Raw genomic sequence first — 20819 nt, 5'->3', positions numbered from 1 at the left:
AAGGTGTTTTGGTGTGTGAATTTGATATAGCACTCCCCTGATCCTTTCTTTTTTGAGGAAAGTATCTTAAGTAAATAAGCCATATAAACTAATGAGCTATGTCAGTAAATCAGGGTTTTCGTTAAAGGTTTTCCAAAGCAATTCTCCAAATAAAGTATTGGCCCATGCGAACCATTCTCTGGTGAATTTTTTGTCGTTGTCTTTATGGAAGGATTCATGCATAAAGCCTGTCCCTCCGTGCGTTTTCTGTAAGGTATCTATACACCATCTGATCTCACTTTTATCTTTTGTAGTGAGCGCTTTCATAATGATACTCATTGGCCAGATCATATCAAGCCCAATATGTGGGCCTCCTATCCCTTCTGCCAGCTTTCCTTTGAAAAAGAATGGGTTATTTTCAGACCAGACGAATTTTCTCGTATTCTGATACACAGGGTCGTCCGCTTTCACCGCATCCAGATAAGGTAATCCCAGCAAACTTGGACAGTTTGCATCATCCATCAGGTTATAACTTCCAAAGCCATTTACTTCAAAAGCGTATATTTTCCCAAATTCAGGGTGATTGTAAATTCCGTATTTTTTGATGGCTGCATCTACCTCATCAGCAAGGCTGTTCAGTTGTTGAGCCAACGTTCTTTCATTTTTAATCTGAGACACCATTTCTGCAGCCTGACGTAAGCTTACTACTGCAAATAGGTTGGAAGGAATCAGAAACCCATAAATCGTAGCATCATCACTTGGACGGAACATAGAGCTGATAAGACCTACAGGTTTTGTTGGGTAGCCGTATCCGCCCATAGGAACTCCATCTGTCGCCCATGATGTTGTACGTTCAAATTTGTAAGGTCCTAAGTCTTTTTTCCTTTGCTGCTCGATGAAAGTCTGCAAAGTAAGTTTAATTCCCTGTAACCAGTCCGCATCAAAAGGTTTGGTATCTCCTGTTGTTTTCCAGAAGTGATATGCCAAACGGATAGGGTAGCAAAGCGAGTCTATTTCCCATTTTCTTTCATGGGTTCCCGGCTTCATATTGGTATGGTCATACTCTTTCCACTTACTGATCTTTTTATCATCGTTATAAAACGCATTGGCATAAGGATCTTTAAGGATGAATGTTGTCTGTTTATGGATAACTCCGGAAATCAATTTATGAAGTTTTTCATCTTTTTTAGAGAACTGCAGATAAGGAAAAACCTGTGCAGAACTGTCTCGAAGCCACATGGCATCAATGTCTCCGGTAATTACATACGTATCCGGTGTACCGTTGGTTTCACTGTAAAAAACAGTAGTATCTAATGTATTCGGAAAGCAGTTTTCAAAAAGCCAGCTCAGCTCTTTGTTTTTTACTTTCTTTTTAAACGCTGCAATAGCACTTTCTACGGATTCGCTGGTAAAATGTCTTTTGTCTTTAGGAACACGGACAACAGGAAAATCGTCCAGCACTAAATTTTTAGCAAAAACATTTTGAGTAAACAGCAATCCGGCTCCTGCCAGCGCACTTGTCTTAATAAAATCTCTCCTTTCCATTGATACTTTTATTTCGTTTAATTTTTATTAGTCTTTATTTTACAGGCTTACTTCCCATTACAAATCTCAGTTCGCCACCGTTCATAATGTCAGAGTGATTCAGTTCCCAGCTTTTGTATTCTTTTCCGTTCAGGAACATTTTCTGTACATAGATATTTTTATCGGATATTTTGTCTGCAATTACCGTAAATGTTTTACCGTTTTCCAATTGTAATGAAGCTTTCGGAAACTGTGGTGCTCCAATGGCATATACTGGTTTCCCTGGTGTCACAGGATAGAATCCTAATGATGAGAAGATATACCATGCTGACATTTGTCCGCAGTCTTCGTTATTGACAATTCCGTCCGGTTTCGCCGCATACATGTTGTCACGGATAAATTTCACCATTTTCTGCGTCTTGTAAGGGCTTCCCGCGTAGTTGTACAAATAAGGAACATGATGGCCGGGCTCATCTCCGAATCCTAAAGACCCAATGAATCCTGAAATATCAACGTGCTGTTCTCCTTCCATATGAAGCGCTTCTGTAAAGGTTTTATCCAGTTTTTCTTCAAATCCTTTTTTTCCTCCATACAGATTCATCATTTCATCGATCTGATGCGGAACAAAGAAGTCATAGGCCCAGATATTTCCGGAAACCCAGTGTGGCTGAAGTTTCTTCCAGTCATTAAGGGCAAAGTCTGCTAAGAACTTACCGTCTTTCTGTCTTGGCCAGAAGTGATTATTTTCTTTATTAAAGGTATTCAGGAAGTTCATTGAACGTTTTCTGTACACTTCTGCTTCGTCTTTCTTCCCCAGTTTCTCTGCTAACTGCTGGATACACCAATCGTCATAAGAATATTCTAATGTTGCAGAAACAGAAGCTCCGTTCTCTGAAGGGGTATAACCTAATTTAATATAATCGTTAAGACCTCCGCCTCCATCGCTGCTGCTCATTTTATCCGTAAGAGAGGCATCTTTCATCGCAGCAAATGCTTTTTCAGCATCAATCCCCGGAACACCCTTTGAAATGGCATCCCAGATTACAGAAGCACTGTGATAACCTAACATACAGAAGTTATCATACCCACACAGTTCCCAGATCGGCATATGATCTTTACGGTCTGTGTATCTGCTGATCAGAGAATTGGCAAATTCTTTTGTATGCTTTTGATCCATAATGGTCAACAGCGGGTGGGTTGCCCTGAATCCGTCCCAGTAAGAATAGGTACTGTAGTTGGTAAACCATTTCGTATTCATATTTTCCTGAGCGGCTACATAATCTCCGTTCACATCCATATAAAGATTCGGAGCGATAAATGTGTGGTAAACACCTGTATAGAAAATTTTTCTCTGACTGTCTGTTCCTCCGGTTACCTGGAATCTTCCGATAAGATCTCTCCAGGTCTTTTGTGCGGTTTCTTTTGCTTTTGCAAAGTCTACATTTTTAGCTTCCGTATCAAAATTTTCCTGAGCATTTTCTGTGCTTACCGGAGATAGGGAAACTCTTACTTCGATACTTTCATTGGCTTCTGTAGCAAATCTTACAAAGGCTTTCGCGTCTTTTGCCAATGCAATTTTTTCGTTGTCTTTTATTTTCCCTTCAGCATACACTCCATAAGATTTAAACGGCTTGGAAAATTCCATCACGAAGTACGCAAATCTTTTTCCGCCCCAGCCGTTGCTGTAGCAATATCCTTTAATTTTGTTATTGCCTTCCACACTTACCAGTGTGTGATAAATATTTCCGAAGATTTTATTGGTAGGATCAACAATAATATTGGCCTCATCAGTCTTCGGGAAAGTATATTTATGGAATCCTACTCTCGGAGAAGCGGTAAGTTCTGCTTTAATTCCATAGCTGTCCAGCATTACGGAATAATATCCCGGTGCTGCAGTTTCTTTATCATGAGTGAATGTTGAACGGTATCCTGTTTCAGGCTTATCTTCTGATCCCGGAACCATTTTTACCTGCCCTACTGTTGGCATCACCAGAATATCTCCAAGGTCGGCCCAGCCTGTTCCGCTTAAGTGATTATGACTGAATCCCATGATCGTCTTACTGCTGTAATGGTATCCGGAACACCAGTCCCAGTCTCCGCTTTTGGTATTCTGATCCGGACTCAGCTGAATCATTCCGAATGGTGTAGTAGCTCCCGGAAACGTATGTCCATGTCCTCCTGTTCCAATGAACGGATCTACCCAGGATAAAACATCATTTTTATTTTGCTGGGCATTGGCAACAGAAATCAGGGTTGTAAAAAAGCAGATAAGCAGTTCTTTTTTCATGATAAGAGGGGTATCGGAATTTTTTATTATTAAGTTGGTTTAAAAATAGGAAAACCATTTATAAAATTCCCAGAAAATACGGGAGAAATTAAAATGATTAGCCTATTTTCCTAAACTTTATATTACTGTATTAAATTGAATTCTTTTTCATAAAATCAATAATTTCTGAGATATACCCAAAGGCAATAGCAACTACGGTATCAGCAGCACCGTAATATACTGTTACTTGATCTCCTTCCGTGAGTGCTGCGCAAGGGAAAACCACATTAGGCACGTCTCCTGTAAGTTCATACAATTCGGCCGGCGCCAATAGATAAGGCTTCGTTCTGTATAATACTTTTGTAGGATCTTCAAGATCCAGCAAGGCAGCCCCCATTGAGTATCTGAATCCTCTGCAGGTATTGATGACACCATGATAGAAAAGCAGCCATCCTTCTTCTGTTTTGATAGGAACGGGCCCACCGCCAATCTTCGTACACTGCCATGCACTGTCTTCGAAAGGGGTTACTTTCATCACGCATCGGTGTTCTCCCCAGTATTTCATATCAGGGCTGTAGCTTATATAAATATCTCCGAAAGGTGTATGCCCGTTATCACTCGGACGGCTCAGCATGGCATATTTTCCATTGATTTTTTCAGGGAACAAAACCCCGTTTCTGTTGAATGGAAGAAAGGCATTTTCACACTGAAAAAATTCTTTAAAATCAAAAGTATATCCAATTCCTATGGTTGGTCCGTTATATCCGTTGCACCATGTGATCCAGTAACGGTCTTCAATGAAAGTTACGCGGGGATCATATTTGTAATCGGATTCAATCATATTGGTATTTCCGGCCTGCATTTCAATAGGATCATGGTTGATATCCCAATTGATTCCATCTTTACTGAACCCTGCAAAAATGTTCATCTGTACGGCTTTATTGTCGCAACGGAACACTCCGGCAAACCCATCTTCAAACGGGATTACCGCACTGTTGAACACACTGTTTGAAGTAGGTATCGCATATCTGTTAATGATCGGGTTTTCGGAAAACCTCCACATGATATCATTACAATTTTCCGGGCGATCCTGCCAAGGGATCATTACTGATTGAGCTGTCATAAAGTATTTTTACTTTTTTATTTAAATTTGTTTATTAATTGATGGATTCTTCTTTCTGGTTTTCTGAATAAGGGAAGGGAACGAACAGGGTTACAAGGAATGCCGGGATTGTAGCAATCAGTACCCAGATAAAGAACATCTTATACCCGATCCAGTCGCTGATCATCCCACTGAACATGCCCGGAATCATAACTCCGAGATTCATAATTCCTGTGGCAAAAGCATAGTGGGCTGTTTTATGTTTTCCAGGAGCAATTTGCTGCATCATATAAAGCATTAATCCTACAAACCCAAATCCATAACCGAAATATTCCACTACTACCGCAACTCCTACAGGTAAAAGGTCTACAGGCTGATAATAAGCCAGTAATGCATAGACTACGAATGGAATATTGAATGCACAGCACAGCCATATCAAAGACTTCTTTAATCCTCTGGCCGAAATAAAATATCCCGCGAGAACAGACCCCAGGATGAATGCTGCAGAACCATATGTTCCATAGATAAGTCCGATATCTGATGTTGATAGCCCTAATCCGCCTGAAGTTCTTGGTGCTTTAAAAAATAAAGGCGCAATTTTGATGGCAAAACCTTCTGCGAAGCGATACAGGATAATGAACAGTATTGACCACAGAATGTTTTTTTTAGTAAAGAATGAGGTAATGACCTCCAATAATTCTTTACGTACATTTCCTGCTGTTTTCTCACCTTTCTGTTCTTCGTTATTTTCTTTAGGCAGGATCAGATAATGATAGATGGCTAATGCAAAAAACAATATTGCATAAATAGTCATAATCATCATCCAGGCATTGGTAACTCCTTTTGTTTTTTCTAAAACACCGGCCACATAAACCAAAGCTCCACTACTGATAATCTTGGCAAGGTTGTAAAATGCTCCCTGCCAGCCAATATACCTGGCTTGTTCTTTATTGGTAAGAAAACCAATATAAGTTCCGTCTGCCACCACATCATGGGTGGCTCCACAAAATGCCACTACTGCAAAAAGAGCAATGCTGTATTTGAAAAAATTATGCAGAGGAAGGCTTAATGCAATCAGGGCAAACAGAATTCCTATAGCAAACTGGGTAGTAACAACAAAGAATTTTTTGTTTTTATAGATTTCCAGAAAAGGGCTCCAGAGTGGCTTCAATGTCCATGAAAACATAATTAAAGCGGTCCAGAAGGTAATCTGTGAATCCGAAACTCCCATATCTTTATACATAATTCCTGATACCGCATTAATGGTTACAAAGGGTACACCCATTGCAAAATATAATGTGGATATCCAAAGAATTGGCTGAATCCGACGGGTTCCGGAGTTGTTTTTTCCCATATTTAAAAATAAAATTCAAAAAGAAAAGAGAGCATCTCAAGGTTCATTCCGGCTAAAAAACGAAACTATAATTTTTTTGGAGATCCTACGCCAATCTCCTGCCTGAATGATTATCCTTTATGAGATGTCTCTGTATTATTAAAGTAATTTGATTATTTTTTATCCCACCAAAGCTTTGTTGCTCCGTTATCAGGACCTCCTAATTGCTGAACTGCCTGTGCATAATTAAAAGTAGAATTCTTGGTATCATTTGTAAATGGAATTCTTCTGATCATCTGATCTGTACCAATTAATCCGCCGCTATCATTTTTTCTCACTTTGAATAAAACCGGATATCCTGTTCTTCTTTGTTCAGCCCATGCTTCAGGACCATCCGGGTAAAGAGCCAGCCATTTTTGAGTGATGATTCTTTCAAGTTTCTTTTCGTTAGAATCGCTGTTGTTCCAAGCGATTGTAATGGTACTTAATTGAGAATCTCCGGCAAGGATATTATTGGCTGCATTTTTAGGATCGATATAAGGAGCTTCTGTTGAAACGTTATCAGCAAGATAATTAGCTACATCTGGACTTTTCCCCCATTCTCCAAAAGATTGAGTAATACCTGCCTGGTAATTAGCTTGTGCATCCCCTGCACCTGAATAGCCTCTCAAAGCTGCTTCAGCTTTTAAAAACCAAGTTTCGGCAGCAGTAAATAATTTGAATTTCCCATTACTACTTGAGAAATAATCTCCACTTGCAGATCTTGCAGCAGGTTGGGAATAACCACCATAGGTTGGTTTCCCATTAATTAAATCAATTCCTTGGCGTATTCCTAGATATTGTGGTTTACCATCTATAAAAGTTGCCGGATCTGTTGTTGGATTAGCATATGAAGGAAGCCTGGGATCTTTGAAACCATTCATATAAGCTATTATTGGAGCTCCTATATAACAGTCACCCCACGAATAGATAATAAAACTTAATTCGTGCTGTCCAACACTTATCAATGCATTATCTGTATTATCAGATATTAACCCTGCGGAAGAAGCAAAGACTTCCTCTGCATATTTTTTTGATTTTACAGGATCAGCATAACTCATACGCAAAGCAAACCTTAGCTTAAGAGAGTTGGCTAATTTTGCCCATTTGGCGATGTCTCCACCATAAATCAAATCTGATTTTTTCACCACAGATTTATCTTCTACATTCTGAGTTGCGGGAGTATTTTGTACTTTTTGCAAATCAGAAATAGCAATGGTAAGGTCATTAATAAAATTGTTGTAAGCGTCTTGCTGAGAATCAAAATCTGTAATACCGTTTGCATTTGGGGTGTCATATTTACTATACACTACAGGCCCATGACGGTCTGAAACTCTTGCCGCCATAATAATTTTCAATATTTTTTTAACGGCAAAAGTGGCTGTGAAATCTATCCCGGGATAGTTGTTTTTTGCAGCGTTATCAATGATAATAGAATTATTAAAAGTATCCTGCTGTTTCGAAATGATCCTATTGTTCCAGTTATCCATCATTAGATAAGTAAGATTATTTGTACCTCCATTAAATTGTGATGCTGTACTAAACATTCCACTAAACATATCTGCATTGAGATTGGTCGCTAACTGATAATCTGCTTGAAAACCTCTTTGCATGGCTTTCATAGGATCTACAATTGCCTTAAAGTCTGCATAAAAATTTTCCGGACCACCAACTTTCTCTTGATTAAACTGCTCAAAATCTCCGGTACAACTGGAGGCAGAAAGAAGCACTGCCATTCCAAGCATATAGGTTTTTATATTAATTATTTTCATTGTAGTATTATAATTTAGAAGTTAGCTTTTAGTGATAATCCGATAGATCTGGTAATAGGTATACCAAAAGAATCCACTCCTACACCACCAGGGGTGTTTCCTGAAACCTGCTCAGGATCAAACGGCGCTTTTTTATAAAAGAAAAACAGATTTGTTCCCACGATACTTACCGTTGCATTCTTCAGGTAGCTAGAATTGATATCAAAAGTATACCCTATGGATGCCTGGCGCAGCCTTACTGTGGTTGCGCTGTAGATATAGGCTTCATCAATTCCTGCACCTTCCTGATTTGCTCCTACGGCTTTATAATAAGCTTGTGCATCAGTTAATCCAGTATAGGCTGCTCCTGCATTTGGTGTTCCTGGTGCATATATAGCATTAGGGATAGACACTCCGCCTGCATCTCTGGCAGAAGCACTGTTCTGGCTTACCCCAAGCAAATCATTTGCTTTTTCTGTAAGAGACAGAACCTGACCTCCGAATTTCCCATCAATAAGAAAAGATATTCCCAATTTTCCAATATTAAAGGAGTTATTAAACCCTAACATAAATTTAGGATTCGGATTACCCAAATAACCAATTTGTTGTTTATCTGCTATAGGCTTTCCCTGGGCATCTACTAAAATTCTTCCCTGATCATCCCTCAGGAACTTAATACCATAGATATCTCCGAAAGATCCACCCACTCTAAGTTTTGTATAAGCTCCACCACCAGTAAGCGCAAGGAGCAAATCGTCCTTAACATTTAATCGATCAGGAAATAATTCTACAATTTTGTTTTTGTTTGCAGAACCATTTAAACTAGCTGTCCAACCCAATTTTTCTGAATCTAATATTTTATAGGATAGAGAAGCTTCAAAACCTGTATTTTGTATCTTTCCAGCATTTACATAATATGAACCAGACGGCAAACCTCCTAAGTTAGAAGAAATGGTAATAGGTAAAAGCTGGTTGGTCGCATTTGAATTGTAATAGGTGATATCAAAACTTAAACGGTTTTTTAACAATCTTAATTCAGTACCCACTTCAAAAGTTTTATTGAGCTCCGGCTTTACAAATAATTCTTTGAAAGCAGGATCTGTAACAAGTGAATATTTAGGATATATAATCTGACCGGCATCAACAATATATCCGTAAGCAGTATTATATGGATCGGTTGCGGTTGTCAAATTGGGAGGCAGTCCTAATCCTACAGTAGCATAAGATCCTCTTATTTTCCAAAAGTTAATAGCTTCAGGAAGTTTAAAAATTGAAGATAATACAGCATTAGCCCCCACAGATTCATAATCATATCCATTAGTTCCTGTATAAGCCAAACTGGAATCCCAGTCATTTCTAAAAGTCATATCTACAAAGAACATATTCTTATATCCCAAAGATGCACTTGCAAAAACCGACTGGATCTGTTTTTTAGTACTATAAATTATATTATGAAAGCCATCTCCTACACCCCTGTTTACATTCCATTGCAGGTTACTTACAGTAAACAAATTTGGAGCTGCTAAATAAGCATTATCAATTTCTGTAACTGTATTTCTTGAAGTATTGATACTTCCTCCCACTGTAAAATCTAATGAAATGTCTTCACTTAATTTTGGACTCCCTACTAATAAAACGTCTCCGTAAGTAGATGTGTTTTCGTATTTGTTTTGAAGGAATCTTCCATTTTCTCCATTGCTCGTTATAAGATTTGGATCAGAATATGCCGAAACACCTCTTTGGCTATCCGTAATATTCCAGCTATAGTTACCTCTTACTCTTGCTGACAACCATGGATTGATTTGATATGCCAATGATAAGGCACTATAAGTATTTTTATTGTTAACAGTAACTTTATTTCTGTTTAATATCCAGTAAGGGTTTTGTGTTGCAGGATTTCCGTTGAATTTTCCATCTGCTCCTATAGCCCACCAATTCTGAGCAGGTAATAATCTTGTTTTATCTATAAAAGAATAGTTACTATTATTATATTGATCAAAGTCTACTCCTCTTGGCAGCCAGTATAAACTCACCAATGGTGAAAAAGAAACACCGGGAGTCTGTCTATTGATACTGTTTTGTAAAGAGCCAATAAAATTAGCATCCAAGGTTAATTTATCATTCAGATATTTACTTGAGTTTCTAAAAGAGACATTGTACTGATCGAAATAAGAAGAAGGAATAATCCCTTTATTCGTAGTATTTCCTATTGAGAAATAATTTGTTGATTTTTCGGTTCCTGACTGGAAAGAAAGGCTATTAACCCATGTTGTACCAGTTTGTAGAAAATCTTTGAGATGATCCTTAGAAGCTCCTTTCGCCCCCCAGCTTTCATTGGAAATGCCAGGAGTTTGTCCAGAGACTGCCGGATCATAAGACAGATAACTATGCTGTAATTTAGGAAGGCTATATGCCTGATCTACTGTAAAGCTAGTATTGTAACTTATAGAGCTTTTACCTACTTTTCCTTTTTTTGTAGTAATCAGAATTACACCATTCCCTCCAATAGATCCATAAAGAGCAGAAGCGGAAGCTCCTTTTAAGAAGTTGATACTTTCAATATCATCTGGATTGATGGAACTTAAAACATCTCCTGCATCTGGCATTGTAGAGTATTGGCTGGCCTCTGGAGCCTTACCAACACTATTAATAATGGGAATACCATCTATTACGTATAAAGGCTGACTACTACTGGCTGATTTATTTCCTCTCATTAAAACCCTAACCGAACTTCCTACACCGTTAGTTCTATTGATCTGTACATTGGAAACTTTTCCACTGATAGAGTTTAAAAAATTGGGCGTTTTCACTTCTGTAAGCTCATCTCCTCCAATCTGCTGACTGGAATAAGTAAGTGCGCGAGCCTGTCTTTTAATCCCCAAAGAGGTGACTACGACCTCCTCAATACTGGTTGTCTTCGTAGTGTCGGCTGATTTTTTCTCCTGTGCATTTGCAGTAAGTGAAAAAACTAACAGAACGGGTATAACTGCTTTTCTCATAAGGTATAGATTCGTTAGATTTAATTGAGAATCAATGACATCACTTTATTTTCAATACAAATTAAATTATTGTTTTTTTCAGCAAAATTTTGCTGTTTATGTATTAAATTATTTAAAGTTTTGTTAAGATTTAATTCACATTAACAAATCTAAATTTTGTAAACAGTCCGATATAATACTATTTTATCATAAAACGATATTATTTTTTCATATAATTAACAGAAACACCAATAACAAACTAAATATCAATGTATTAAATCAAAAGACAACAACCCAAAAAAGAGGAATTATTTGTAATTTTTCAAGCTTGGATAGGAAAAATATAATTGTTTTTAAAGGATTATGATTGATAAGTTTGTAAATAACTGGAAGATATTATTCTATTTTCTTCACTCCCTTAAATTGTTCTCTAAACTCGGTTGGAGTGGTCTTTTTAATAGATTTAAAAACTTTATTGAAGTTTGCAATATTATTAAATCCGGCCTCAAAAGCAATTTCAAAAACAGTAAGATTCTTTTCCATCAGCCACCGGGCAGCATAGCTTATACGGATTTCATTAAGGTAATTGATAAATGTTTTTCCTGTTCTTTTTTTAATGAATCTATTGAAGGTTACATTACTCATATTGACCAGTGAAGCTACGTTGTCCAGGGTGATTTTATTTTCAAAATGCTTATGGACAAAGTCATGGATTACCTTCATTTTATCATTATCATCAAAAGTTTCGGAATCAATACTGTAGGAAGATAAAAGTACTTTATCTTCTGCAACAGCCAGTTCATTAAGAATCTTCATAATTTCTATAAAGGATTCAAAACTGTTCATTTTTGACAGATTGAGAAACGAATCTTTTAGTTTTTCAGCGGTTTCCCTAGAAAATAAGATCCCCCTGATTGAGTCTTTAATAAGATTATTGATAGGTTTCAGGATATTTTTCTGCATCAGCGTCTGATTAAAAAAGTCCTGATTAAACTGTATGGTAATTTCGTGGGTCTTTTTATATTTACATCTATAATTTGCCCAGCAATGAGGTAAATTGGGGCCAACTAACACTAATTCTATATCTCCAATTTCACCTGTATGATCTCCGATCATTCTGCGATACCCTTTACCTTTGTACACGAAGTTAATTTCTATTTCCGGATGATAATGATAGGGAAAATCAAAAGACTCTTTAATCCTGTCAAATACCAGAAAACTATCCTCAGGAGATAGTGGAGTTATTTCTCTAAGAATATTTTCCAGGCAGTTCATACAGGCTGTTTAAAAAGTTATAATACCGGTCGCAGTACAAATATTTGTAAATTTGATAAAATAATATCAATGTAAAAACATATTTGATGTTTTTTTTACCCAGCTTTGATATGCATCTCAGAATAAAATCCGGTTTATACAATTTAATCTGCCTCAAATAAAGCTTTTTTGTATCTTTATACAGGATAATTTTCATCATGGAATTATTTTTACATCAATATCAATTAATATTAATCAAAATCCAACAGTATGAGACGTAACGCAACAGCCGTTTGGAACGGTACAATTAAAGAAGGAAAAGGACATATCACTACGCAAAGCACTACTTTAAACCAGACTCAGTATTCTTTTAACAGCCGTTTTGCAGATGGTGTGGGTACCAATCCTGAAGAATTACTGGCCGCTGCCCATGCCGGATGCTTTACCATGAAATTAAGTGCTGAACTTTCCCAGGCAGGTTACGCTCCTGAAGAATTAACCACCACTTCGGTAATTACCCTTGACCCGAGCATTGGAAAAATTACAAAGTCTGAATTAACCCTTACGGCAAAAATTCCTGGAATTTCTGAAGAAGATTTTCAGAAATATGCCAAGATCGCAGAGGAAGGATGTCCTGTAAGCGCAGCATTCAATTTTGAAATCACTTTGAATGCCACTTTAGCTTAAGGAGATATTTTATACAATAAGTCTGGGATCCTTTAAGTTCTCAGACTTAATTTTAAAATAAAATATACCGTTTGGTATATTTTTGTATATTTGCATCGTACTTAAGTATTTAAAATGTCAAAGGCAGAAAAGACAAAACAATTTATCATTGAGAAAACAGCAGCTTTGTTCAATACCAAAGGCTATAATGCTACATCCCTTTCAGATATAACTCAAGCTACCGGGCTCACCAAAGGAAGTATTTATGGAAACTTTGAGAATAAAGATGAGGTAGCCGTTGAAGTATATAAATACAATGCAGGCCTGCTGAGTAAGGTAATGAGCCATTCACTTGGTGATCAGTATCCAACCTCAACGGAAAAACTCCATGCTTTTGTAGCATTCTACAGGAAAAACTGGCGCTCAGTCTTTTCAAATGGAGGGTGCCCACTGATGAATGCTGCCACAGAAGCTGATGATTCTTTTCCTGTGCTTAAAAAGTATGTTCAGAAATCATTTACAGTATGGACGGAAAAGATAACAGCAGTCATTATTCAGGGACAGAAAAACGGTGAACTGAAATCTTCGGCGAAAGCTGATGAGTATGCTTCACTTTTTATCATGCTCATAGAAGGCGGAATTTTGCTTTCAAAAACTATGGATGATGAAAAATTTCTGAATCAGGCTTTGGATAAGGTCAAAGATATGATCGATCAGGAACTCACAATTCTTCCATCATAAATTAAATAATATGGAAACAAAAAAAGTGGCTATTGTAGGATACAACAGAATCCCGTTTGCCAGAATGAATACCGCCTATTCCGAAAAAGGGAACCAGGATCTTTTACTGGCTGCCCTGAACGGGCTAATAGACCGCTATCAATTAAAAGGTAAATTACTTGGAGAAGTTGCCGGCGGTGCGGTTATCAAACATATCTCTGAGAGTAACCTCATCAGGGAAACCGTAATGAATACCTCTCTGAACCCTGCTACTCCCGCATGCGATCTTCAGCAGGCATGTGATACAGGAATTGAAGCGGCTATCTATATCGGGAATAAAATTGCCCTTGGACAAATAGAAAGTGGTATTGCCTGTGGTGTAGAAGCAATGAGCAATATTCCTTTCGAATCTTCTCCCCGATTGAGAAGGGCGCTTCTAAAAGCCAATAAAGAGAAATCTGCATTTGGAAAACTCAAACAGCTATTAGATCCAAAACTCAAAGACTGGATGCCTGTTCCTTATAAAGGCCAGGAACCTAAAACAGGTCTTGTGATGGGAGAACATACAGAAATAACGGCCAAATTCTACAACATTTCAAGAGAAGATCAGGACCAGCTTTCTTTTAGAAGTCATCAGAATATGGCGAAAGCTTATGATGAGGGATTTTTTGAGGATATGATAACGCCTGCTTTCGGCCTTGATAATGACAATAATCTGCGTCGCGATACCAGCCTTGAAAAATTATCTCAGTTAAAACCGGCTTTTGATAAACAAAATGGAACGCTCACAGCAGGGAATTCTACACCTTTTACAGATGGTGCTTCCGCTGTTTTATTAGCCAGTGAAGAATGGGCAAAAGATAATGGTCTTCCTATCCTGGCTTATATCACATTCTCTGAACTTGCAGGAATAGAATACGTAGAAAACAAACAGAATCTACTATTGGCTCCTGTTTTTGCGGCAGAAAGAATGTTAGAAAAAGCGGGAATGAATCTTGAGGATTTTGATTATTATGAAATACATGAAGCCTTTGCCGCTCAGGTTCTGGCTACTATCAAAATCTGGGAAAATGATGATCTGGCCAAACAGTTCGGATTACAAAAGGCCCTTGGAAAGATCAACAGAGACAAATTGAACGTAAAAGGCGGAAGCCTGGCAGCTGCCCATCCTTTTGCAGCAACAGGTGGAAGGATAATAGCCACATTAGCCAAACTTCTGAACCAAAAAGGAAGCGGAAAAGGCTTTATTTCGATCTGTGCAGCTCGTGGACAAGGTATAACAATGATCTTGGAAAAGTAGTAATCAACTATTTTTACATAGAAATATTCATTATGCTATAAATAATATACCTGTTTATTCGTCTGCAGCGAAAGAAAAATGATAATATTGCAAACGGAAAACAGAATGATAAAAAAAGTAGTGAAATAAATATGGGGAAAAACCTTTTGCCTCATAAAATCTAATCAGTTTTAAACAATCAACTAATATGAAAAGAGTTGTCATTACAGGATTGGGAGCCGTGACACCCTTGGGAAATAATGTCGAAGAATTTTGGCAAAACAGTATTAACGGAGTGAGCGGAGCAGGGCTAATCACTCATTTCGATTCAGAAAAATTTAAGGTACACTTTGCCTGTGAGGTAAAAGGTTTTGATCCAAAACTACATCTTACCCACAACGAAATCAAAAGAAGTGACCTTTTCACACAATATGCAATGTACGCCTCTGCAGAAGCTATACAGGATTCCGGTTTGGACCTTGAAAATATGGATCCTTTCGATTCAGGAGTGATCTGGGGAACAGGACAGGGCGGAATGTGGACTTTTGAAAAGGAAGTAATGGATTTTGCCAATGGCGATGGTACTCCACGTTTTAATCCGTTCTTTGTTCCCAAGTTTATTGCCAATATGGCTTCAGGAATGATCTCCATGAAATATGGACTTCGGGGAATCAACTACACAACAGTTTCTGCCTGTGCAACAGGAAATACAGCATTAATGGATGCTTTCAACTACATCCGTCTCGGGAAAGCAAAAGTGATCATCAGTGGCGGCTCAGAAGCTGCAGTTACCCCGGCTTCAATTGGCGGTTTCTCTATTATGAAAGCCATGTCCACAAGAAATGATGATTTTGCAACAGCAAGCCGTCCTTATGATGCAGACAGAGATGGCTTTGTACTGGGAGAAGGCGCTGGGGCATTAGTTCTTGAAGAATACGAACATGCTGTAGCAAGAGGAGCAAAAATCTATGCTGAAATAGCCGGAGCAGCAATGACTGCAGATGCATACCATATGACAGCACCTCATCCTGATGGTATTGGAGCTATTAAAGCAATGCAGGTGGCAGTGAAAGAAGCAGGAGCCAATATGGAAGATATTGATTACATTAATCCACATGCTACTTCTACACCAATTGGAGATACAATTGAATTAGCAGCCATCAATAAAGCGTTTAAAGGAAGTAAAAATCTTGATATCAGCGCTACAAAATCCATGACCGGGCACTTATTAGGTGCTGCGGGAGCAGTGGAAGCAATTCTTTCTATTAAGGCTATTGAGAATGGGATTATTCCTCCAACCATTAATCTTCACAAGATTGATGAGAGTATTCCCAAGGATCTCAATATTGTATTTGGTGAGGCGAAAGAAAGAAACATCAATTTCGCATTGAGTAATGCCTTTGGATTTGGAGGCCACAATGCAACTGTAGTTTTCAAAAAATTCAGATAGCCCTGAAATAAAAAATAAATTATTAATCCCTGTGCTTTTGCACAGGGATTTTTATTTTGTCTTAAGAATAACCTTTAAATTAGTTTCTATCTATCATTTCCTAATTCAGAAAATCTTAAAAAATTAATTATAATACGACTTCGTTTGTCGCTATCCGTCAATACTTTTGTTTTAGTAAAATTTCTTGCAAGAATTTACAAAACAATCGTGTAAACAGAAAAAATGATATACAACTTAAACTTAACGACAACAGAAGATTTCTTTGTATCAAATTGCCCAAATTTGACCAATTACCCAGATGTAATTACATTATTGGATAGTTTTACCTATGAAATTGTTAACTATATAAAAGTTACACAATGGCTTGATAAAACAGACATATCAACCAATGAGTCCGACCTTATTGATGGAATTATTTTCAGAAAAAAAGCAGCAAATGTTTATTATGCTCGTGAATCTGTTTTTAATAAAACATCTTTGAATATAAAATGGTTTGGAGCAAAGGGAGATGGAGTAACAGATGACACCAGCGCATTTAATAAAATTTCAGATTTTGTTTTTGAACAAAGAAAAAGAAATGTTCCTATTTCTTCAATTTATATTCCCAATGGAAGATTCAAAGTTACAGATACATTCTATCTTCCTTTGCGCGGTTACTTATATGGTGAAAGTTCTCTGAATTCTATTATTATTGCTGATATAGATAAACCTTTGTTAAGGATTCTACAATCTAAAACAAATTTAGATGCCTTCCATGAACAAACAGGAAAAACAATAATCAGAGATTTATCCTTGGGAGGAAAATATTTCGATGAAGATCCTGATAAGTTTTGTGCTAAACCTAATGGTTTTAAACCAGACAAAACAGGAATACTGATTTCTAAAATGCTGAGAGTAGAACTCAATAACTTATTCATCAAAGGGTTTGAAGGATATGGAGTTTTGTATGACGGTACTTATTATCAAACGTTAAGAAGCTGTTATTTTACGACTAATGCTGTAGGTGTTGAGGCCAGAAATATGTGTACAACAATTTTGTTTGACAATTGTGAGTTCAGAAAGAATTCAAGGGGTATTCATCTTAAAAATAGTTTCAGCAACTGGATTAGGAATTGTATTTTCGAAGAAAATATCGCAAAGTATCTAAGCTCCCCAACAATTAATGATCCTTTAAATTATCTTAATACGTCATCTTCCAGTATCATTTTTGAAGGTGCAAGCTGCAAGAACAATACGATTAGTGAATCCTATTTTGAAGCAGATTTACAGAATATCATTTTTGATGATTTTGTGTCTGGGAATATCGTACGAGGGTGCTATTTTAATGGCGCTGGTATTCATCAAACAACACCTGATTTTCCATTATTCAGAGTAGCTGTATTTAAAGAATTTGCTTCTGAAAATTTATTTGAATCCAACACGTATTTAGAAGCAGATAATAAAATACCGCCAATCAGATTTAAGTTTTATCCGCAGGCAAAAAATAACGTCTTCAAATTTTTACTTGAGGGTTATTTAGAAAGATTTATTGATGATAATCACGAAGACTTTCAAAATTCATATATAAATAATGGTCTTATTTATAATATGCCTATCGGTCTAGCAGATTCTGCCAATCAAAAATTTGAAAGAAATAGACGCAATCAAATCAGACCCTATGTTCAGGAAGCACCAACTAAGGTTTTTGTAAATGATATTCTGATTAAAAATGGAAGAGTTGGATCCTGGAACGGAAGTTTCTGGTTAGAAAATGATGGATCTTTGCTTGGTATCAAAAGATTTGGAAACACTGTTGATAAAGATCCTAACGGCTCAGTGACAGGTATGGCTTATTTTGATACACAGCTTAATAAACCTATTTTCAAGAAAAATAATTTAGCAGATTGGGTAGATTCAAATGGAAATCCAGCGTAAATAAACTTGTTTCTATATTTTAATTAGTAAGATTAAATATCAAAACCAGAGCAAAATTTGTTCTGGTTTTTATTTTAATTTAAACACGTATCATAAAAAAGCAGCCAATAATTAGCTGCTTCAAAACATAACGAATCTATATACTCTTTAAGAGTTCTATTAAGAATTATTCAGCATCACGTATGAAAAAGTCATCGGCATTTTCTGAAATAGGAATGTACAACCTTTCCCATTCTTTGCTTTTCACCATATCCCAGCTATGCCCGGTTCCTTTAAGGTCTTCGGCAAGAAGTACAACTCCCGGTTTAATCATAAATGTGGAGCCGTCTGTTACTTTAAATCTGATATTTCCTTTAATGGTAATAACATACTGTCTTCTGGGAGCGGGATGGGCATTTTTTTCCCATTCTTCAGTCTTATTACTCATCCAGAAAGTAGTTGTATTCATATGTTTAAGCGTTGGAATCTTTCCTTTTTCGAAGGTACAAGAGCCATCCGGATTATTTATTAACCTTATGGCAGGAATAAACTCTGTGGAAGTTTCCGCAGTTACGCTTACATTTTTATGATCTTTATGCTGTCCATTCATAAATCCTACGGTGCTTACTACTAAAACAAGGCTAAGCCCTTTAATGATATTTTTCATTATAAATTTAATTTTATTTTTAATTATATACAGTATCGTGAACTAACATTCTCTCAAAGAATGGTTTATATTTTTGTACCAGCGCAAGATGTTCAGGAAGCTTTCCATAGGCTTCCAGTTCTTCCAGGCTATCAAATTCCATGGAAGCATTGTACGTGAATGTATTATCCAAAACATTTCGTGGGCTTGACGCTGCCGGTTTTCCGTAACGGAGGTTTTTCTGATAAGGAAGCTTTTTAAGACCTTCAAAAAAATTTTCAAATTCTTTAACCTCTGACTCTGAAAGATCTTTCCGCAGCCAGAATAATAAATAATGGAAGTACATCTTTTTCTTTTTTATGGGATTAAACATGGGTAAAGCAGATGCAAACATATTCCCGGAAATAAGTAACAAAGCTGAAGCCTGTACTGACCTGAATAAAAATTTTCTTCTTTCCATGACCATGTATTTTTAATTAAAATCAATTCTGTATTTAAGGACAAACTGCCATTTTCTGTCTGAAACAACAGCGTTATTTGAAGGGTCATTCGTATAGACAGGTCTATTTTGAGCATCAAAGGTTAGTCGTGAAGACATTCCGTTCATCAGTAGTGATATTCCTGCATCATACACTACCGCATTATCATGAAGCCCTTTCAGATCAGACAGCTGCACTCCAACAGCAGGCTGAAGCTGCAGATTTTTCTTTTCTTTATTTAAATAAGGAAGCGTTCCTCCCAGCTGTACATAATACGTATTCCCCGTCCCGATTACAGGCATTGCATTGCCGGCACCGTTGAGGCTGGCCTGGGTAACATCTACTGCTGTTGCCGGATTGTTTGTTCCTACGTAACGGATATAATTAGGGCCATAGTCATTATGCATTGCCATTCCGTAAGCACTTACTGAAGTTCCTTTCTCTTTATTTAAAGGCGCATCATAAAATAAGTCTACAGCAAAGCTCTTCATATCGTCATTCACCGTATTTTTGGCAGCATCCTGATGCCATAACGCATTGTGAATATAATCAAAACCGGCCCCTAAACTCAACACATTCTTTTTTCCCACATAAGTTCCTGAATTAAAAGGAGTTGAAATATTTTCTTTATCAAAAAAAGCATACCTGAAATAGCCTGAAAAATCTTTACCCGGAGAATTTTTGCTGAAGGTGGCTACATTAAATTTAGGATCTGAAGTTGCCATTGTGTAAGGATCTGCAACCACCAAGCGATAATCAAATCTACCCAGTTGCCCTTTAATATATGCACTGAGTTCACGCACGGTATAATCAGTAGCACCTGCGTTGGATGTTGCATAAGCCGGCAAATCATACAGTAATGTATTCAAAGGGCCTGTGGTGAATCTTGAAAGTCCTCTCCAGGTAGAGCGCCCTGCTCCAAAAGCTATTTTATCACTGAAATCATACTCTGCATAAGCATCCAATAGGTCAAAGTAATTACTCCCTTTTGCATTGGCATTCACATTGGTAGTTCCTCCCTGCAGTACAAACATTAATTTTTCAGTTGGCTTGTACGTCATTTTGACACGGACTCTTCGAAGAGAAAGGTCTGAAACATCTGATTTAGCTTCGTTATTGATAAGGCTTCCTGGATTCAGTTGAGTATATCTTGCCCACAATTCAGCATAACCACTCAGGGAAATGTATCGTGAATGTTCATCATTAAAATAATGCGTCAACCCTGGGTTATTAAAGTCATTTTTTTTCTGAGCTTCTAATTTCCCCATCATTCCCAATAGGGCAAACAAAGCGATTCCGGTTCTGAAAGATCTTGTCTTCATATTTTTCTGTTCTAATCTTTTGTTGATTTCAACAGGGCAAAATTAGATAGGGAAAGCCGGGACCATTATTAGAAATCTATTAGAAACCTTATAGAAAACTATTAAAACAGATAAACCATTGTTATAAAAAAGAAAATA

15 protein-coding genes are annotated in these 20819 nt (G+C 37.2%); 5 read left to right on the top strand and 10 right to left on the bottom strand.

Annotated elements, in window-relative coordinates; translation table 11 throughout:
* Nucleotides 1–96: 96 nt before the first annotated feature.
* The 7 genes from EG339_RS06695 to EG339_RS06665 form a co-directional block, all read right to left on the bottom strand.
* Nucleotides 97–1524 carry a glycoside hydrolase family 125 protein gene (locus EG339_RS06695; RefSeq protein WP_123869473.1) on the bottom strand — a complete coding sequence of 476 codons (1428 nt, stop codon included), beginning with the start codon at nt 1522–1524 and terminating at the stop codon, nt 97–99.
* Nucleotides 1525–1558: 34 nt separating this feature from the next.
* Nucleotides 1559–3790, bottom strand: a complete 2232-nt coding sequence (locus tag EG339_RS06690) for a GH92 family glycosyl hydrolase (protein ID WP_123869471.1) — start codon at nt 3788–3790, stop codon at nt 1559–1561.
* Nucleotides 3791–3920: 130 nt separating this feature from the next.
* Complete coding sequence (locus EG339_RS06685; RefSeq protein WP_123869469.1) at nt 3921–4892, bottom strand: glycoside hydrolase family 130 protein; 972 nt, start codon at nt 4890–4892, stop codon at nt 3921–3923.
* Between the two features lie 34 nt (nt 4893–4926).
* Nucleotides 4927–6225, bottom strand: coding sequence for an MFS transporter (locus EG339_RS06680; RefSeq protein ID WP_123869467.1), 1299 nt, complete (start codon nt 6223–6225; stop codon nt 4927–4929).
* 152 nt (nt 6226–6377) lie between these two features.
* On the bottom strand, nt 6378–8015 hold the full coding sequence (locus EG339_RS06675) for a SusD/RagB family nutrient-binding outer membrane lipoprotein (RefSeq protein ID WP_123869465.1): 1638 nt from the start codon (nt 8013–8015) through the stop codon (nt 6378–6380).
* Nucleotides 8016–8029: 14 nt separating this feature from the next.
* Nucleotides 8030–10993, bottom strand: coding sequence for a SusC/RagA family TonB-linked outer membrane protein (locus tag EG339_RS06670; RefSeq protein ID WP_123869463.1), 2964 nt, complete (start codon nt 10991–10993; stop codon nt 8030–8032).
* A 375-nt stretch (nt 10994–11368) separates the two neighbouring features.
* Entirely contained in the window at nt 11369–12247 is an 879-nt protein-coding gene (locus EG339_RS06665) for an AraC family transcriptional regulator (protein WP_123869461.1), read from the bottom strand.
* 249 nt (nt 12248–12496) lie between these two features.
* Between EG339_RS06665 and EG339_RS06660 the strand changes: the two genes are divergently transcribed.
* The 5 genes from EG339_RS06660 (at nt 12497) to EG339_RS06640 (ending at nt 18255) form a co-directional block, all read left to right on the top strand.
* On the top strand, nt 12497–12913 hold the full coding sequence (locus tag EG339_RS06660) for an OsmC family protein (RefSeq protein WP_123869459.1): 417 nt from the start codon (nt 12497–12499) through the stop codon (nt 12911–12913).
* Between the two features lie 114 nt (nt 12914–13027).
* Entirely contained in the window at nt 13028–13633 is a 606-nt protein-coding gene (locus EG339_RS06655) for a TetR/AcrR family transcriptional regulator (protein ID WP_123869457.1), read from the top strand.
* A 10-nt stretch (nt 13634–13643) separates the two neighbouring features.
* Nucleotides 13644–14912: an acetyl-CoA C-acetyltransferase gene (locus EG339_RS06650; RefSeq protein WP_123869455.1), complete on the top strand. Its 1269-nt coding sequence runs from the start codon at nt 13644–13646 to the stop codon at nt 14910–14912.
* 187 nt (nt 14913–15099) lie between these two features.
* Nucleotides 15100–16341, top strand: coding sequence for a beta-ketoacyl-ACP synthase II (fabF, locus tag EG339_RS06645; protein WP_123869453.1), 1242 nt, complete (start codon nt 15100–15102; stop codon nt 16339–16341).
* Nucleotides 16342–16623: 282 nt separating this feature from the next.
* Nucleotides 16624–18255: a glycosyl hydrolase family 28-related protein gene (locus EG339_RS06640; protein ID WP_164466419.1), complete on the top strand. Its 1632-nt coding sequence runs from the start codon at nt 16624–16626 to the stop codon at nt 18253–18255.
* A gap of 166 nt (nt 18256–18421) precedes the next feature.
* On the opposite strand, the gene EG339_RS06635 is transcribed toward EG339_RS06640, so the two are convergent.
* Genes EG339_RS06635 through EG339_RS06625 form a run of 3 tightly spaced genes read right to left on the bottom strand, consistent with a single transcriptional unit; the run spans nt 18422 to nt 20681 of the window.
* Nucleotides 18422–18901, bottom strand: a complete 480-nt coding sequence (locus tag EG339_RS06635) for a cupin domain-containing protein (protein WP_225717189.1) — start codon at nt 18899–18901, stop codon at nt 18422–18424.
* 19 nt (nt 18902–18920) lie between these two features.
* Nucleotides 18921–19340: a Dabb family protein gene (locus EG339_RS06630; protein ID WP_164465416.1), complete on the bottom strand. Its 420-nt coding sequence runs from the start codon at nt 19338–19340 to the stop codon at nt 18921–18923.
* Between the two features lie 12 nt (nt 19341–19352).
* The gene (locus tag EG339_RS06625) at nt 19353–20681 is read right to left on the bottom strand and encodes a hypothetical protein (RefSeq protein ID WP_123869448.1); all 1329 of its coding nucleotides are present in this window, start codon (nt 20679–20681) and stop codon (nt 19353–19355) included.
* Between the last annotated feature and the right edge of the window lie 138 nt (nt 20682–20819).

This window comes from Chryseobacterium bernardetii (assembly GCF_003815975.1).
GTDB classification, from domain to species: Bacteria; Bacteroidota; Bacteroidia; order Flavobacteriales; family Weeksellaceae; genus Chryseobacterium; species Chryseobacterium bernardetii.
This window is presented reverse-complemented; position numbering and strand designations above follow the sequence as displayed.